The 16,293-nt window shown below is 41.6% G+C and carries 15 protein-coding genes; 6 read left to right on the top strand and 9 right to left on the bottom strand.

Annotated features, from left to right (window positions below; translation table 11 throughout):
• Window positions 1-72: 72 nt before the first annotated feature.
• From RM368_RS10145 to RM368_RS10120, 6 genes are all read right to left on the bottom strand, one after another.
• Entirely contained in the window at window positions 73-2,277 is a 2,205-nt protein-coding gene (locus tag RM368_RS10145; RefSeq protein ID WP_322693948.1) for a response regulator, read from the bottom strand.
• 4 nt (window positions 2,278-2,281) lie between these two features.
• On the bottom strand, window positions 2,282-2,854 hold the full coding sequence (locus RM368_RS10140; protein ID WP_322681953.1) for a chemotaxis protein CheB: 573 nt from the start codon (window positions 2,852-2,854) through the stop codon (window positions 2,282-2,284).
• A gap of 64 nt (window positions 2,855-2,918) precedes the next feature.
• Window positions 2,919-3,782 (bottom strand): metal ABC transporter permease, encoded by an 864-nt coding sequence (locus tag RM368_RS10135; protein ID WP_322693947.1) that lies wholly within the window; start codon window positions 3,780-3,782, stop codon window positions 2,919-2,921.
• 45 nt (window positions 3,783-3,827) lie between these two features.
• The gene (locus RM368_RS10130; RefSeq protein ID WP_322693946.1) at window positions 3,828-4,607 is read right to left on the bottom strand and encodes a metal ABC transporter ATP-binding protein; all 780 of its coding nucleotides are present in this window, start codon (window positions 4,605-4,607) and stop codon (window positions 3,828-3,830) included.
• Between the two features lie 150 nt (window positions 4,608-4,757).
• Window positions 4,758-5,756: a metal ABC transporter substrate-binding protein gene (locus RM368_RS10125; protein ID WP_322693945.1), complete on the bottom strand. Its 999-nt coding sequence runs from the start codon at window positions 5,754-5,756 to the stop codon at window positions 4,758-4,760.
• Window positions 5,757-6,428: 672 nt separating this feature from the next.
• Complete coding sequence (locus RM368_RS10120; protein WP_322684630.1) at window positions 6,429-6,569, bottom strand: hypothetical protein; 141 nt, start codon at window positions 6,567-6,569, stop codon at window positions 6,429-6,431.
• On the opposite strand from RM368_RS10120, the gene RM368_RS10115 reads away from it, so the two are divergent.
• The 5 genes from RM368_RS10115 to RM368_RS10095 all read left to right on the top strand — a co-directional run bounded on the left by RM368_RS10115 (window position 6,551) and on the right by RM368_RS10095 (window position 11,163).
• Window positions 6,551-7,051 (top strand): DUF2231 domain-containing protein, encoded by a 501-nt coding sequence (locus RM368_RS10115; protein WP_322684619.1) that lies wholly within the window; start codon window positions 6,551-6,553, stop codon window positions 7,049-7,051. The genes RM368_RS10120 and RM368_RS10115 overlap by 19 nt on opposite strands.
• Window positions 7,048-7,665 carry a DUF2231 domain-containing protein gene (locus RM368_RS10110; RefSeq protein WP_322693944.1) on the top strand — a complete coding sequence of 206 codons (618 nt, stop codon included), beginning with the start codon at window positions 7,048-7,050 and terminating at the stop codon, window positions 7,663-7,665. Before RM368_RS10115 ends, RM368_RS10110 begins: the two co-directional genes overlap by 4 nt.
• 107 nt (window positions 7,666-7,772) lie before the next feature.
• Entirely contained in the window at window positions 7,773-8,702 is a 930-nt protein-coding gene (locus RM368_RS10105; protein ID WP_322693953.1) for a cytochrome c oxidase subunit II, read from the top strand.
• A 100-nt stretch (window positions 8,703-8,802) separates the two neighbouring features.
• Window positions 8,803-10,464, top strand: a complete 1,662-nt coding sequence (ctaD, locus tag RM368_RS10100; protein ID WP_322693943.1) for a cytochrome c oxidase subunit I — start codon at window positions 8,803-8,805, stop codon at window positions 10,462-10,464.
• A 96-nt stretch (window positions 10,465-10,560) separates the two neighbouring features.
• Window positions 10,561-11,163 carry a heme-copper oxidase subunit III gene (locus RM368_RS10095; protein WP_322693942.1) on the top strand — a complete coding sequence of 201 codons (603 nt, stop codon included), beginning with the start codon at window positions 10,561-10,563 and terminating at the stop codon, window positions 11,161-11,163.
• Between the two features lie 114 nt (window positions 11,164-11,277).
• Here the strand turns inward: RM368_RS10095 and RM368_RS10090 are convergent, their stop codons facing one another.
• Both RM368_RS10090 and RM368_RS10085 read right to left on the bottom strand, forming a co-directional pair.
• Window positions 11,278-11,874 carry a hypothetical protein gene (locus RM368_RS10090; protein WP_322693941.1) on the bottom strand — a complete coding sequence of 199 codons (597 nt, stop codon included), beginning with the start codon at window positions 11,872-11,874 and terminating at the stop codon, window positions 11,278-11,280.
• Between the two features lie 202 nt (window positions 11,875-12,076).
• Window positions 12,077-13,429, bottom strand: coding sequence for an OB-fold nucleic acid binding domain-containing protein (locus tag RM368_RS10085; RefSeq protein WP_322693940.1), 1,353 nt, complete (start codon window positions 13,427-13,429; stop codon window positions 12,077-12,079).
• Window positions 13,430-13,987: 558 nt separating this feature from the next.
• Between RM368_RS10085 and gatA the strand changes: the two genes are divergently transcribed.
• Window positions 13,988-15,448, top strand: a complete 1,461-nt coding sequence (gene gatA / locus RM368_RS10080; RefSeq protein ID WP_322693939.1) for an Asp-tRNA(Asn)/Glu-tRNA(Gln) amidotransferase subunit GatA — start codon at window positions 13,988-13,990, stop codon at window positions 15,446-15,448.
• A 98-nt stretch (window positions 15,449-15,546) separates the two neighbouring features.
• On the opposite strand, the gene RM368_RS10075 is transcribed toward gatA, so the two are convergent.
• Window positions 15,547-16,008: a helix-turn-helix domain-containing protein gene (locus RM368_RS10075; protein WP_322693938.1), complete on the bottom strand. Its 462-nt coding sequence runs from the start codon at window positions 16,006-16,008 to the stop codon at window positions 15,547-15,549.
• Window positions 16,009-16,293: the final 285 nt, after the last annotated feature.

Genomic DNA, 16,293 nt, shown 5'->3' with positions numbered 1-16,293 from the left:
ATTTTGAATTTTGAATTTTGAATTTTGAATTTTGAATTGATTTCTCCCCTGCCTCCCCTCCCCAATTCCAAATCAACTCACTTGAACTTCAATAGGCAGTTCTAATATATTGGCAACCGCAGAAATCAATTTATTGGGGTCAATTGGCTTAGATAAATGCTGCTGAAACCCTGCTGAAAGGGCTTTCAAGCGGTCTTCCTCTCGCGTGTATGCTGTTAAAGCGATCGCGGGGATGCATCCACCTTTTTCTGGTTCTAAAGAGCGCAGTTTCCTAATCAGTGTATAACCATCTTGCTCTGACATACCGATGTCGCTAATCAGGATATCTGGTTTTGCTTGTTCAAGTACTACTAGCGCTTCATCAACTGATGCTACCGCACTGGCAAAAGCCCCATACTCCTCAAACATAAAACTGAGAAAGTTACGGGTATCTGCTTCATCATCTACAACTAAAACTCTTAATCCAGCAAGGGGCGTCGATGCCACAGGGGAAGAAATTTCTCCCGTAGCTTCTCTACTCACCTTACTACCCTTATTGTCTTGTAGAAGTGGTAGTCTGACAGTAAAGGTTGCTCCTTGTCCAGTACCTAAACTTTCGGCAAAGATTGCACCTTTGTGTAGTTCTACTAGATGACGGACGATCGCTAATCCTAGCCCTAATCCATTGTGCGATCGCGTTGTGGTACTGTCTGCTTGCCGAAAACGCTCAAATACTTTGGGTAAAAACTCGGAACTGATACCAACGCCCGTATCGATAACTTCAATTTGGGCGTACTGGGATTTTGGATTTTGGACTTCGGCTTCGCTCAGTCGAACGATTTTGGATTTTAGATTATTGCTTTCATCAGTATTTGCAGAGTCTAAATTTTCACTATCAGATTCAAATCTCAAATTGTTCGACTGGCTTGTACTGATGGTTGTGGAAGTAGCGCCCACACCGAAGTCTGAAATCGAAAATCCAAAATGCTTTGATAGCCTAACCTCTACCCTGCCACCTTTAGGGGTAAATTTTATTGCATTAGTTAGTAGGTTCCAGACAATTTGCTGTAAACGGGCTGGATCGCCATAAACTGACCCGATGGAAGTATCCAGCAGAGTATTTAATTGAATCTCTTTTGGTTCTGCTAGGGGACGCACTGCCTCTAATGCTGCCTCCATCACTGTGAGCAGATTTACTGCCGATACGTTTAACCGCAACTGACCACGGATAATCCGGGATACATCCAAAATATCCTCAATTAGTTGCATCTGAGATATGGCGTTGCGTTCAATCGCCTCCAAGGCGCGAGAAGTGGCTTTTTCGTCAAGTTTTTTGGTGCGGAGGATTTTTGACCAGCCCAGCATTGAGGTTAGAGGTGTGCGCAGTTCGTGGGAGAGAACTGCTAGAAACTCATCTTTCATCCGATTTGCGGCTTCTGCTTCGTGTCTTGCCGTTTGTTCGCGAATCACTTGAGCGCGAACTTCTTCTGCTTGCTTGCGTTCGGTAATATCTTCGAGAGTGCCTACATAACCCAACAAGTCTCCTTGACTGGAAAGCATCGGTGATGAGCGAACTTGAACCCAACGAATATTACCGTGAGCAGCTTGAAAGCGAAATTCTTCTGAGTATTCCCGACCTTCACAAATGTAAGCAGACCAACTAGCGATCGCTCGTTCTCTATCTTCTGGATGAACAGATTCCAGCCATCTTTTCTCTAAACTCTCTGCGGCTTTCAGACCACAAATTATCTGATATCGGGGATTAGTATATTTACAGCCACCTTCAGTATCAGTTTCAAAAATGCCAACGGGTGAGCAGGTACTTAGCGATCGAAATCGTTCTTCACTTTGCCTGAGTTCGGTATTCACAGCTACCAGTTGCGCTGTTTGTTGTTTGATGGCTTCTGTTTTCTTAAATAGTTCTACAAATACTGTGACTTTAGAAGTCAAAATATTGGGGTCTAGTGGTTTGAGCAGATAATCAACAGCACCCAAGGCATAACCTTTAAACAGCATTTGGTCGCTGGTGCTAAAGGCGGTAAGAAAGATAATTGGAGTGTGACGCGATCGCCCCCGATTGCGAATTAAGGTAGCAGTTTCAAAACCGTCCATCCCTGGCATTTGCACATCCAGCAAAATCACTGCAAAGTCTTGATGCAGCAGACACCTCAAAGCTTCTTCCCCGGAAGTAGCTCTCACGAGATTCTCCCCTAGTTTTTCTAGGATTGCTTCTAGTGCCAGCAAATTTTCTAGTTTATCATCTACTAGGAGGATGTTGACTTTGGATTCCATCTGCATCGGTTTATTTCGGTGATGATTGACAAAGCTTGACCATCTGGGAAGCAATGTTTGAGAGTGTCAAAATCCAGTCTACTTCAATAGCAGAAATTGCTGCCTCTGGCATAATATCGCTTTCAGCTGTGGCAGGTTCTTGTACAATAGTAATTCCTCCCCGCGCTTTTATTTTCTTAAGACCTTGCATACCATCTTGGTTTGCTCCTGTCAATATTACACCAATAACTTCTTCTGTGTAGACATCAGCTGCCGACTCAAACAGCACATCAATAGATGGTCTAGCATAAGAAACAGGCTCATCAGTCGAAAGAGCAAAATGACCTGGTTCAACCAGTAAATGATAATCTGCTGGGGCTATGTAGATATATCCCGGTAGTATTTCGTCCTTGTCTTCCACTTCGCGAATTTTCAGCAAAGTGGATTCTTGCAATAAATTCTGGAGTGTGTTGCTAGATTCTTTATGACGATGTTGTACGATCGCGATCGCTACAGGGAAGTCTGCGGGTAAATTACCCAGGACGATTTTCAGTGCTGATAATCCGCCCAAAGAAGTACCAATTACCACAATTTTAAACGACACTTATTTCGCCCTCACACCTACAGAATGCGAATTAGGTAAATAACAAAGAGTATTTCATACTGAATCAGTCAGTGTTTTCTTGCTTCTTTGCTCTTACCAGTAACCCATGCTTAGGTGCAAAAATCATTGCTACGATAAACAACAAGGTTTGCAACACAACTATGCAACCCCCCGTTGCACCATCGATATGATAGCTGATGTAAGTCCCCATGACACTAGAAAATACGCCCGATGCCATTGCAATTAGTATCATGTGGTCGAAACGGTCTGTTAATAAATAAGCTGTTGCTCCCGGAGTAACTAACATCGCTACAACCAGAATAATCCCCACTGTCTGAAGTCCGGCAACAGCAGTTAACGAGAGTAATGATAGTAAAATATAGTGCAGTACTCCTGTATTTAAGCCGATGGAACGTGCATGAGTGGGGTCAAAACAAAATAATAGTAGGTCTTTACGTAAAACAGCTATTGTTACTAAAGTAATTACGCTAATAATCACCGTTTGGATAATATCTTCATTAGAAATACCTAAGACATTACCAAACAAAATGTGCGTCAAGTCTACGCTGCTGGGAGTTTTGGAAACTAATACCAAACCTAGAGCAAAAAATCCTGTAAATACAAGTCCAATGACAGTATCTTCTTTAATTCTCGTTTTCGCTTTGATATAACCGATCGCAATAACTGAACCCACTCCAAAAACAAAAGCACCCACAGCAAAAGGGATATTTAAAACGTAAGCAATTACAACCCCAGGCATTACTGCATGGGAAACAGCATCTCCCATTAATGCCCAACCTTTGAGGGTCATAAAACAAGATAAAACAGAACAAACCACCCCAACTAAGGCACTTACACAAATTGCCTTCACCATGAATTCATGCTGTAGGGGTGTAGTGAACCAGTCTAAGAATGCAAGAGTATTCATATTTTTATAACTTTAATCCAAGCAATATCAACTAAAAATTTTCACTCAATCAGATTCACCTTGATTTCCACGGATTAGCTGACTTTTGTTCAGAGATAAATCTCCAAGAGAACCGCCAAAAGTCCGTGAGAGATTCTCTTCTGTGAAAACTTCGGATGTATCACCATAAGCTAAAATAGTACGGTTAATGAGTACTACTTGGTCGCAGAAAGTAGTGATAGACGCTAAGTCATGGGTAGAAATCAAAATTGTATGACCTTCCTCTCGCAATTCCAGCAATAAGTCAATCATCGCTTTTTCTGTTTTGATATCTACCCCAGTGAAGGGTTCATCTAATAGCAAAACTGTTCCCTGTTGTGCCAAAGCACGGGCGAGAAAGGCACGTTTTTTCTGTCCGCCAGAGAGTTCTCCAATTTGGCGATCGCGCATCGACCACATTTGCATTCTTTCCAAACTCTCCCTCACCACTCTTCGATCGTTCGCCGACGGAATTCGCAGTATATTCATGTATCCGTAGCGCCCCATCATCACCACATCATGGACACTTACTGGAAAATTCCAGTCCACTTCTTCTGATTGTGGTACATAAGCAACCAAGTTTTTTTTCTGTACAGTCTTTATCGGTAAACCATTAATCAAAACCCTTCCCGTAACTGGTTTCAAAAAACCCATAATTGCCTTAAATAGGGTTGATTTACCACTACCATTCATCCCTACTAAACCACTAATTGAACCTGCTTGAATTTGCAAAGAAGCACCATGTAAAGCAACTTTGCCGTGATAAGCAACTGTCAAATTTTCGACATCAATACTAATGGATTTCATTAAAAATTACCTCTAAAATTAATTAATAGTTTGTAGTAAGCGGCTTCAGCCCTCTTTTCAAAGACGTAACGTTTTCCAGAAAATAAAATAGGACTAAATTCGTTACTACAAGCTTATTTTCAATAGTTAAATTTATTCTTGCATACTTGCTCACTTTTCCTCTAATCCCTGAGTTAGAGTATTAATATTACCTTCTAGCAACTTGAGATAAGTCGGTGCTGGCCCGTTTGCTGGAGACAGGGAATCAACATAAAATACTCCACCAAACCTTGCTCCTGATTCTCTCGCTACCTGACGTTGCGCTCCATCGTTGACTGTACTTTCACAGAAAACTACAGGTATTTTATTTTTTTTAACTATATCAATGACTTTCTCTAGCTGTTTGGGAGTAGCTTGTTGTTCAGAGTTGACTGCCCAGAGATAAGCTTCTTTCAAGCCATAATCGCGGGTGACGTATGAGAAAGCGCCTTCACAGCTTACCATGTAGCGCTTTTCTGCTGGAACTAACGACACGCTTTTTCGCAGTTTCTCATCAACTTCCTTAATTTTTTGGCTGTATGCTTTGGCATTGGTATTATAAGTCTCTGCATTCGCTGAGTCCAAATTAACCAATGCCTTACGAATATTCTCTACGTAAATCAAGGCATTTTCTGGTGACATCCAAGCATGGGGATTAGGTTTCCCTTTGTAGGCATCCTCCGCAATTTCAACAGGCTTAATTCCCTCACTTAGGGTAACGTGAGGTACATTAGGAACGCTGTTATACAATTTCTGTGCCCAACGCTCTAAATTCAGACCATTATTCAAAATTAGGTCTGCTTTTTGCGCCCTCACCAAATCGCTAGGAGTTGGTTCATAACCATGAATTTCCGCCCCTGGTTTGGTGAGAGATTCAACAATCGCCTTGTCTCCTGCCACGTTTTGCGCCATATCTGCAATGACTGTAAAGGTGGTAAGAACTACTTTTTTACCTTTTTTATCTAGGTTGGTGTTAGTTGTGCCTGGGTTTGGACTTAACTGTGGTTGAGAATTAGAGATTGACGGGCTACACCCACTCAAACATAGCCACAATAGCAGCCCAGACGCTAAAGCCAATTTTTGCCCGTGCTGCGGTAGTTGCATCTGAAAGTTATTGATATTAAATCTCATTATAGCAATTTCATAATCTTCTCACTTTTGTTTCACTTTAGCAGAAGGAAGATAAAAATGAAAGAATTATGAAAATCATCTCAGAGCAAAAAAGCGAACCTATTGCAATAAACTATATTTCTGAGTTCTGGCTTAACCATGATTCCTTACTTTTGTCTTTTTAAAGGTTTTTTTGAGTGATTCAAATATTTTTGTTATTTACATCACAAACAAATATTTTACTATTGTGAAATAACTTACAGACAAATATTATTTTTCGGCTTTTTTGTATTTAAAAAAAATGCAAAAGTAAATACATTATGAAAATCTTTGTTTGTTAAACAACTAACCTTTAAAAGTTTAATATTTATTGTTTTGACAATTCATAAAAATTTACTTAAGCTAAAGGATAGGTTAAGCAAATCAACAAACGACAGCGATTTTATTTAGCTACATCAAGAATTGCTGTTGCAGACTATTGGCATAAGGAAATGAATCAAAACAAAAATTATTCCATGTAGGCAATTTAACCAAATTTGGCTACAAAAAGCTAAGACATGATTAAGCGTATTGCACCGCGCAGATATTGAACAGAATTCGGTCAATTATGGATGGATACTTGTGGTGATGTTAGTGAGTGTCCATCAATTATTGAAGCTTGACTAGCGATTTTAGATTTTTGATTAGGGTCTTCTAGTTTATATCTCGTCTGGGACGGAATAAATCTAAAAGACGCTCGCTAAGACTGCGCGATCGCCAATCCAAAATCCAAAATTTATTGACCAAAGTGCGGTAGATATGTCCAGGAGAAGACGATGCTTGAGTATTTGACATCTTTGAACGACCACAATTTGCCCTATCCAGATACGATTCATCCCATCGTTGTCCACTTCGTAATTGCGATGGTGTTGTTTTCCTTCTTCTGCGATGTAATCGGCTATTTTACTGGTAAATCCGGTCTTTTTGAGGTGAGTTGGTGGAATATGTTAGTTGCCACGATCGCCATCTTCGTCGCGATTATCTTTGGTCAGTTTGAAGCGGGATTAGCACAACCCTACAGCCTAGCGAAATCGGTGCTGAATTTGCATACGCTAATTGGTTGGTCGCTTTCAGGAATTATCACCGCGATTACAGCTTGGCGCTATGTAATTCGTGCCCGCAATCCTAAAAAAGTACCGATTTATTATTTGGGAGCCGGGCTAGTTTTAACTTTAATAGTTGGCTTGCAGGTATATCTCGGAGATGAGCTTGTTTGGGTATATGGATTGCATACCGTGCCAGTTGTGGAAGCAGTAAAGGATGGTGTGTTGCGATGAACTCAGAATTAATTGACCAACTGAACGGTTCTTTAGGTGCAAACGGATTACCTTACACCATTCCCATTCATCCCAATTTAGTCCATCTGACAATAGGTTTGTTCATCATTGGGATCGCCTTTGATATTGTTGGTGTTCTGTTCCCCTTTGAAAAATGGGTCTTCAAATTTTTGGCGATTACTGTCGAACGTGACAACTTATTTGCTGTTGGCTGGTACAACATGCTAGCTGCCAGCATCATCACATTTTTCACAGTGGGAGCAGGCTTTTACGAAATGCTGTTGGCAACACCACCGACGGATATAAAGAGTGCCTGGGGATTGCAGGCAATGGAAACTATGCTTTGGCATGGTGTAGGTGGTGTGTTCTTATTAGCGCTGATTGTTGGCATGACCATCTGGAGAGCATGGCAGCGCTTCGTTTGGGGCAGACAAGAATATAAACATACAGATAGAGAAGTGCAATGGATCTATCTGTTTGCAGGCATAGCAATCATGTTCGTTATGTACATCCACGGCACACTAGGAGCGCAACTAGCTGCTGAGTTTGGCGTACACAATACAGCAGATAATTTGCTGCGATCGCACCAAGACCTCAACACAACACTCAAATAGTCATTTGTCAATTGTCCTTTGTCATTTGTTTAAAGTTACTAACCAATGACCAATGACCAATGACCAATGACCAATGACTAATGACCAATGACCAATGACCAATGACCATGAAAATCCAGAAGATTTTAAATATTTTGACGCTGCTTACAGGCGCGATCGCAGTGACTGTTACGAGTCTCTGGATCGGCAAGCAGGCTTACTCCTGGCTTCCTCCCCAAGCAGCAGCCGAATCCCTACTCATTGATGATTTGATTAGCTTCTTAGTAACTCTCGGAGCCTTCATCTTCTTGGGAGTAACAAGTACTCTGATGTATTCTGTGATCTTCCATCGGGCAGTCAAAGATGACTTCACTGATGGCCCCCCGATTCATGGCAATATCACCTTAGAAGTTGTCTGGACAGCAATCCCAATTCTTTTGGTGTTTTGGATTGCGGGTTACAGCTACCAAATTTATGAACAAATGGGAATTCAAGGCCCATCGGAATTAGTTCACCTACATAATCCGTTAGCAATGCAATCGGCTCATGCAGATCCAAAAGATGCACCAGCTAACGCTTTAGCAGAACCTGTAGAAAAAATCGACGTACTAGCTAAACAGTGGGCGTGGGTTTTTCATTATCCTGAAAAAGATATTACTAGTACCGAATTGCATTTACCAAGCGATCGCCGGATACGTTTAGCGCTGAAATCACAGGATGTTTTGCACGGCTTTTATATACCTGCGTTCCGCCTCAAGCAGGATATTATTCCTAACCACGCGATCGACTTTGAATTTACTCCCATCCGCCCCGGACAATACCGATTAACCGATTCCCAATATAGCGGTACATACTTTGCGACGATGCAAGCGAATGTAGTCGTCGAATCTCCTGAAGATTATCAGCAGTGGCTAGCACAAGCTGCAACCCAAAAGCCATCCCTAGCAAATAATCAGGCAGCTTCTGAGTATGCCCAAACATCCAATCAATCAGTCCAAACAGGTTGGGTTACAGTTCCACCTGCTGCACCACCTCTAGTCAACATAATTGGTAATTGATAAGAGAGTAATTCGTACTTGCAATCAGATTTTATTACGAATTACGAATTACGAATTACGAATTATTTAGTCAATTCTCCTGGTTGAAAGGAAAGTAACCATGACTAATGTTCCTATTGAAGGTATCCTTCTCCCTGATGAGAAGCATAACCACGAATCTGCAAGTAACTGGAAAGAATACTTCAGCTTTAGTACTGACCACAAGGTAATTGGTATACAGTATCTCGTTACCTCCTTCTTCTTCTTTCTCGTCGGCGGTATCTTTGCGATGGTGATGCGGGGAGAACTGATGACACCCGAATCAGATTTAGTCGATCGCACCGTCTACAACGGTATGTTCACCATGCACGGCACTGTGATGCTGTTTTTGTGGACATTTCCCTCACTGGTTGGTTTTGCTAACTATCTAGTACCCCTGATGATTGGGGCGCGAGATATGGCATTTCCCCGCCTGAATGCCGTCGCCTTTTGGATGGTGCCAGTAGTTGGGATTTTGATGATGGGTAGCTTCTTTGTCCCTGGTGGCCCAGCCCAAGCCGGTTGGTGGTCTTACCCACCAGTCAGTCTCCAGAATCCCACAGGTAACTTGATTAATGGTCAAGTTCTCTGGCTCTTAGCAGTGGCAATATCCGGCGTATCCTCAATTATGGGGGCAGTCAACTTTGTCACTACAATCGTGAAGATGCGCGCCCCAGGAATGGGCTTCTTTCGGATGCCCTTGTTTGTCTGGGGAGTATTTAGCGCCCAAATCATCCAACTATTCGGACTACCTGCATTGACAGCTGGTGCGGTGATGTTGCTACTTGACCTCACAGTTGGCACCGCCTTTTTTGACCCTAGCAAGGGTGGGAATCCAGTGATGTTCCAGCATTACTTCTGGTTCTACTCCCACCCCGCCGTTTACGTGATCATTCTGCCTGTCTTTGCGATTTTCTCAGAAATCTTCCCAGTTTATTCACGTAAACCTCTATTTGGTTACAAAGTAGTTGCTATTTCATCCATCTTGATTGCAGGAGTAAGCGGCATTGTTTGGGTACACCACATGTACGTCAGTGGTACATCAGGCTGGATGCGGTTGCTTTTCATGCTGACGACAATGTGTGTGTCTGTACCCACAGGAATTAAAGTATTTGCTTGGGTAGCAACTATTTGGGGCGGTAAACTGCGGCTAAATACCGCCATGCTGTTTGCCTTGGGCGGATTAATCATGTTTGTCTTCGCCGGCATCACAGGCATCATGCTTTCTTCCGTGCCGGTTGATGTCCACGTTAATAATACCTACTTTGTAGTCGGACACTTCCACTACGTCCTCTACGGCACCGTGACGATGGGCTTATTTGCAGCCATCTATCACTGGTTCCCCAAAATGACTGGACGGATGTACTCCGAAAGCTGGGGTAAAATCCACTTTTGGTTAGCCTTCATCGGCACCAACCTCAACTTTTTGCCCATGCACCCCTTGGGATTGCAAGGAATGTTACGCCGAGTTGCTTCCTACGCACCAGAGTATCAATTCTGGAACATCATCGCCAGCCTCGGCGGATTTCTCTTAGGAATGTCCACCTTGCCCTTCATCTTCAACATGGTGATTTCTTGGATGCAAGGCGAGAAAGCACCCGCTAACCCTTGGAGAGCGATCGGACTAGAGTGGTTAGTTTCTTCACCCCCCCCAGTAGAAAACTTTGAAGAAACTCCCATCATCATCTCCGAACCCTACGGCTACGGCAAATCAGAACCTTTAACAGCCAACCTCCCAGAATAAACGCCAACCATCGGGAAGACGCAAAAACCCTCCGCGTACCTCTGCGCTTCCCTTTGCGTACCTTTGCGTTTCAAATTCCCCCTCTCAAAAACTAAAATGGACAGCTATATCAATTCCCACGAATTGCCCCATACAAGCTCAGAACACAGCCACGACGAAGAAGGCAACAAAATGTTTGGCTTCATCGTCTTCCTCCTCTCAGAAAGCGTCATTTTCTTGAGTTTTTTCGCCGGATATGCCATCTACAAAACAACAACCCCTAACTGGCTACCAGCAGGTGTTTCTGGACTAGAAGTAAAAGAACCGACAATCAACACAGTAATTCTTGTTGCTAGTAGCTTTGTAATTTACTTAGCAGAACGCGCCCTTCAACGCCACGACTTAGTGAAATTTCGCCTATTCCTCTTGGCAACAATGGCGATGGGAACTTACTTTTTGGTTGGACAGGCGATTGAATGGAACGGCCTCGCCTTTGGTTTCACCTCCGGGGTATTTGGTGGAACCTTCTATCTGCTTACAGGTTTCCACGGTTTGCACGTTTTCACTGGTATCCTGTTGCAGTTAATAATTTTGGTACGTTCTTTCTTACCTGGCAACTACGATACAGGTCACTTCGGCGTCAATGCAACTTCATTGTTTTGGCACTTCGTCGATGTTATCTGGATTATTTTGTTTGTTCTTATCTATGTTTGGCAGTAAAGATTGATGGGAAGGAAAACCCAGATAATTTCTCTGGGTTGGTGTATGTGGCATTGTTAATTACTTTTATGCCCCATACACCATTCACTGTAATAACTATATTTGGGTCTTAGTTCAACCTTTTAAATTAACCTTCTTCTCAAACTTTGACCCATCTTGATGAGATAAAATTTTTTCACTACTGTGATAACTTCTTCGCCATTGTTCGAGCTTATCTATAGATATTGATTTAGATGTGACATTCACCCCATTTCCTCGCCAAGCAACTTCTGCATCTGTTGTGAAAACCCCGCACTCTAATTGATCTAGCCTCATATTCCAATATTCGCTAAATCGACCTTTTAAAGTAATGACTTGCTCAAATACCTTGTTTCTATGCTTATTTCTCCTTTTTCGTTCTGTTGCTCCAGTTGCTTCTGTATCAATAAACTTAGTTTCAATTAAAAAGAGACTACCCTTAAAGGTTAGGAAGACAAAATCACACTTTCCTAAATCTGTATAATCTGAAATTGGAGATTTTTCAAATAACAGTAATTCAGCGCACGAGGGAAACAATTCTTTAATATTCAGAAATAAATAAGCTTGCAATAGAAGTTCCTTATCATAAGGAAATAATATTACTCCTTCAAAAAATTTTTGAATGTCCTCGTGAGTTTGGGGTTGAATTTTTTTACAGTATGAAACAAATCTATGTAGCTCGTTGACGATCATCAAGTTCTAACTCCTTCCCCCAGTCGCAGCCTTAAGGGTATTAGCATCAAAAGATACCACTCTCTCAAGGAAATTATCATCCGCATAAGTAACTAAAAAAACGATTAAAATCCTAGATACTTAAGGCAATTTACTGTTGACAGTTCAATCAAAGGAATTTTTAAGTTGCTTTTCAGTATTGGTGGATTTTTCACACCTGGCCTCAGCTACCAGTCAGCGATTTTATATGAGCAGGAAAACTGGCATTTTGCAAAGCTTGAACAGTTATTCGAGAATCTTGTACAGAAAATTGCCAACCTAAGCGAACAAGTTTACGAGAAGTTTCAGTTTGAATAATTCCAATCACTGGCATTTTTGCCTTTTCTTTGTCTACTGAATGGTCTTGTAAAATTATTTTCAAGCGATGTAAATCTTCCATATTACCTGCTTGCTGGGGATTTAATTCCACCATTACCATTTGTACTGTTTCCACTGGTTCTGCATCTTCAAGAATAAATTGAGTTTGCTCGTCACGTCGGTCTACTTTTCCCCAAATAATCAATCTAGTATCAACTTGGAGTAGGGAACTTATGCGTTCATAAGTTTTCGGAAAAACTACAGCTTCTGATTGTGTAGTTAGGTCTTCTACTTGCAAGATCGCCATTTGATCGCCTTTTTTAGTCACCACTTTTTTGACATTATTTAACATCACAACTGCACAAAGCCGTGTATCTTCCCTTTGTTCTCCCAGTTGCGAAAGGTTAATTGGTGTCAAAAGCGGTGCTATTTGCCGTAAGGATTTCAGTGGATGATCTGATACATAAAAGCCTAATAATTCTTTCTCCATCTGTAACTTTTTCTGTGGGGGTAAATCTGTCACAGGTTTAGATTTTGGAGCAGTTTCAAAGGCATTATTTGCTCTTTTATTCTGAGTCGAAGAAAAGCCGTCGCCCAATAAATCAAATAGATTCCCTTGACCACTAGCTCTATCTTTCGCACGAGATTGTGCCCAATCATACACTAATTCTGAGTCGTTAATTAACTGTTGGCGGTTGGATTCAATTTTGTCAAAGGCTCCACAGTAAATCAGCGACTCCAGGGTTCGGCGATTAACAGCACGCAAATCCACGCGATCGCAAAAATCAGCGAGTGATTTAAACTCTCCTGTCTCATTTCTCGCTGACAAAATAGAAGCGATCGCATTTTGTCCCACGTTACGCACTGCCGAAAATCCAAATAGAATCTTTCCTGCCGTTGGCGTAAAATCAACACCAGAACGATTAATATCTGGTGGATCTATGGATATCCCCATATTTGTACAGTTAGTAATGTATCTCTGTACCTTATCGGTATCACCACTGTTAGCTGTTAACAGCGCCGCCATATATTCCAATGGGTAATTAGCTTTTAAATATGCTGTTTGATATGTTACATAACCATAGGCTGTCGAATGGGATTTATTGAAACAATTAGCAGCTATTAAGCCATTTCTTATGGTAAAATTATGGTCACGCTCCACCCCAATGTCATAAACATTTTGTTTGCCTAAATATTTACGTGTGGCTATTTTTATCATCCTACCTTACCTCGAAAAATTTTGTGTAATTGATAAAATTATGAAATTTGTAGTATGAATAAGGTGTAATACAAAATTATATCATTAGAAAACACTGCTATACTCTTACACAAAAGTAGTCAATTATAGATGAAAACTTTAGCAAACTATTCAATAGATGGTTGATAGCCATGTATTTGCTGTTTTTAAAAACATATTAAACACATTTCAATACATATTAATCCGCTTAGTCAGATGAATGACCAATGGCAAGCAGAGGAGAATAAGCAATAGACCTGCCTTAAAAATAGGGACTAGGGACTAGGGACTGGGGCCTGGGAACTGGGGAAGAGATATTTTTATTGTTCCTTGTGAGTTCCACTCATGGAGTCTCTTGGCATTTGTACCTTTTGCACTCGTGTAGGGAAAGGGAGAAAGGTTAAAGGGGAATGTTAATTTTATCCCTTTCCTCTTTACCCTTTACCCAGCTTCTGCAAGAAGTCTAATGCCCAATAACCAATACCCAATTTTGACCAATATGTACTAGAATCAATGACTTGAGTCACAAAGAGAGCAATCATGGCATCCATCCGCGAGTTGCACCAACAGCTGGTTAAAAAAGAACGTTCTGCCGTTGAAATTACCCAAGAAGCTTTAGAGCGCATTCAAGCGTTAGAGCCGAAATTGCACAGCTTTTTATGTGTGACGGCAAATCGAGCATTAGAGCAGGCGGGTGCTGTGGATGCCAAAATTGCCGCAGGAGAAGAAATTGGGCTGCTGGCGGGCATTCCTGTGGGTATCAAGGACAATATGTGTACCAAGGGGATTCCTACCACCTGCGCCTCTCGGATTTTAGAAAATTTCGTGCCGCCTTATGAATCAACAGCGACGCAAAAATTGGCAGATGCTGGGGCGGTAATGGTAGGTAAAACCAATTTGGATGAGTTTGCAATGGGTAGTTCCACTGAAAACTCTGCTTATCAAGTCACGGCTAATCCTTGGGATTTGTCACGAGTTCCAGGTGGTTCTTCTGGGGGTTCGGCGGCGGCGGTGGCGGCTCAAGAATGTGTAGTTGCTCTCGGTTCTGATACTGGCGGTTCAATTCGCCAACCTGCATCTTTCTGCGGTGTGGTAGGGATGAAACCAACTTATGGTTTGGTTTCCCGTTATGGCTTGGTAGCTTACGCTTCCTCTTTGGATCAAATTGGGCCATTTGGAAATACGGTAGAAGATGCGGCAATATTATTAGGTGCGATCGCAGGTTACGATCCCAAAGACTCTACCAGCCTGAAAGTTCCCATTCCCAATTATGCTGCTAGCTTAAAACCAAACTTCAAACCCAGAGGTCAGCTAAGAATTGGTATCATTAAAGAAACTTTTGGTGAAGGTTTAGACTCGGTAGTGGAACAAGCTGTTACCAAAGCAGTAGATCAACTACAAAGTTTGGGAGCCGAAATTCATATAATTTCCTGTCCCCGCTTTCGCTATGGCTTACCCACCTACTACATCATCGCCCCATCAGAAGCATCAGCAAACCTGGCTCGTTACGATGGCGTTAAATATGGGTATCGCGCTCCTGATGCAGATAATCTGTTATCAATGTACACTCGTACCCGTGCCGCTGGTTTTGGTACAGAAGTCAAACGCCGGATTATGATTGGTACTTACGCTCTTTCGGCTGGCTATTATGACGCTTACTATCTGAAAGCGCAAAAAGTTCGTACTTTGATTAAGCAAGACTTTGAAAAGGCTTTTGGTGCGGTTGATGTGTTAGTTTGTCCCACATCTCCCACTACAGCATTCAAAGCAGGGGAAAAAACTACTGACCCCTTGAGTATGTATTTAAATGACTTGATGACTATTCCTGTAAATCTTGCTGGTTTACCCAGTTTGAGTTTGCCATGTGGTTTTGACGAACAGGGGCTACCGATAGGATTACAGCTAATTGGCAATGTGCTGCGAGAAGACCAACTGTTTCAGGTAGCTTACGCTTATGAACAATCTACTACTTGGCATCTGCGTAAACCCCAAATATCTTGAAAATTGTCATTGGTCATTTGTCATTGGTTATTAATTCTTTTCCTTTACTCGGTACAGACGCGATTAATCGCGTCTCCCCACTTGCTTTGCCTTCTTGGTCATTTGTTAGTCTGATTACTGACTATTGACTGTTGATTATTATTTTCTGGAGTCAGAGATTCAGCTGTCAGTTGTGGATTAAGTATATGAAGAAGACCAGCAGATGCACTAACCAATAATAAAATATAGGTCAGAACAAGAGGTATGTATGTATTTTGTTTATTGTCTGAGTGGCGAGCATTTTTAGAGTCTTTAGAGACAACATTGGTTATAAGGCTGTACGATAAAGCATTTCCATCCAGCCCTAAAGCATCTCCATAACGACGAATGAATCCTTGCAGAAAAATCGGCTCAGGTAATTCTTCAAATCGATCTTCTTCTAACGCTTGCAAAATACCTACTCGAAGCATTGTCTGAGAGGCTATTTCTTCTATGCGGATAGATTTTTCTTGTCTTACTTGTCGCAAGCGTGTGGTTATTTCCTTTAGTTGCTCTACTTGAGCTTCATTTAAGAGCGTCACAGTCTTCTCCTGTATGGGCTAATTCTACTATTCATTGAGAAGACTTCGATCCGCATACGTAATTATACTGAATATTTGATTTTCGGATAAATTTTTTTGATAATGGCTTAATCCTGTATTTTAAAATGCTAGTCGAACTTTAGCTACGTAAATAACTAGTTATATTTAATACTTTAAATTATAAAAATTTGGTTGGATAAATCAAAAAAACTGTAATTTATAGCACAAGTATTTTACCAACGGCTACTCTAGGCTGGGATAATTGCAGCGATCGCTAATGTTCTG

Source organism: Nostoc sp. DedSLP03 (assembly GCF_034530815.1).
GTDB lineage: Bacteria > Cyanobacteriota > Cyanobacteriia > Cyanobacteriales > Nostocaceae > Nostoc.
Note: the sequence above shows the minus strand (reverse complement) of the source record. Positions and strands in the feature narration are given on the sequence as shown.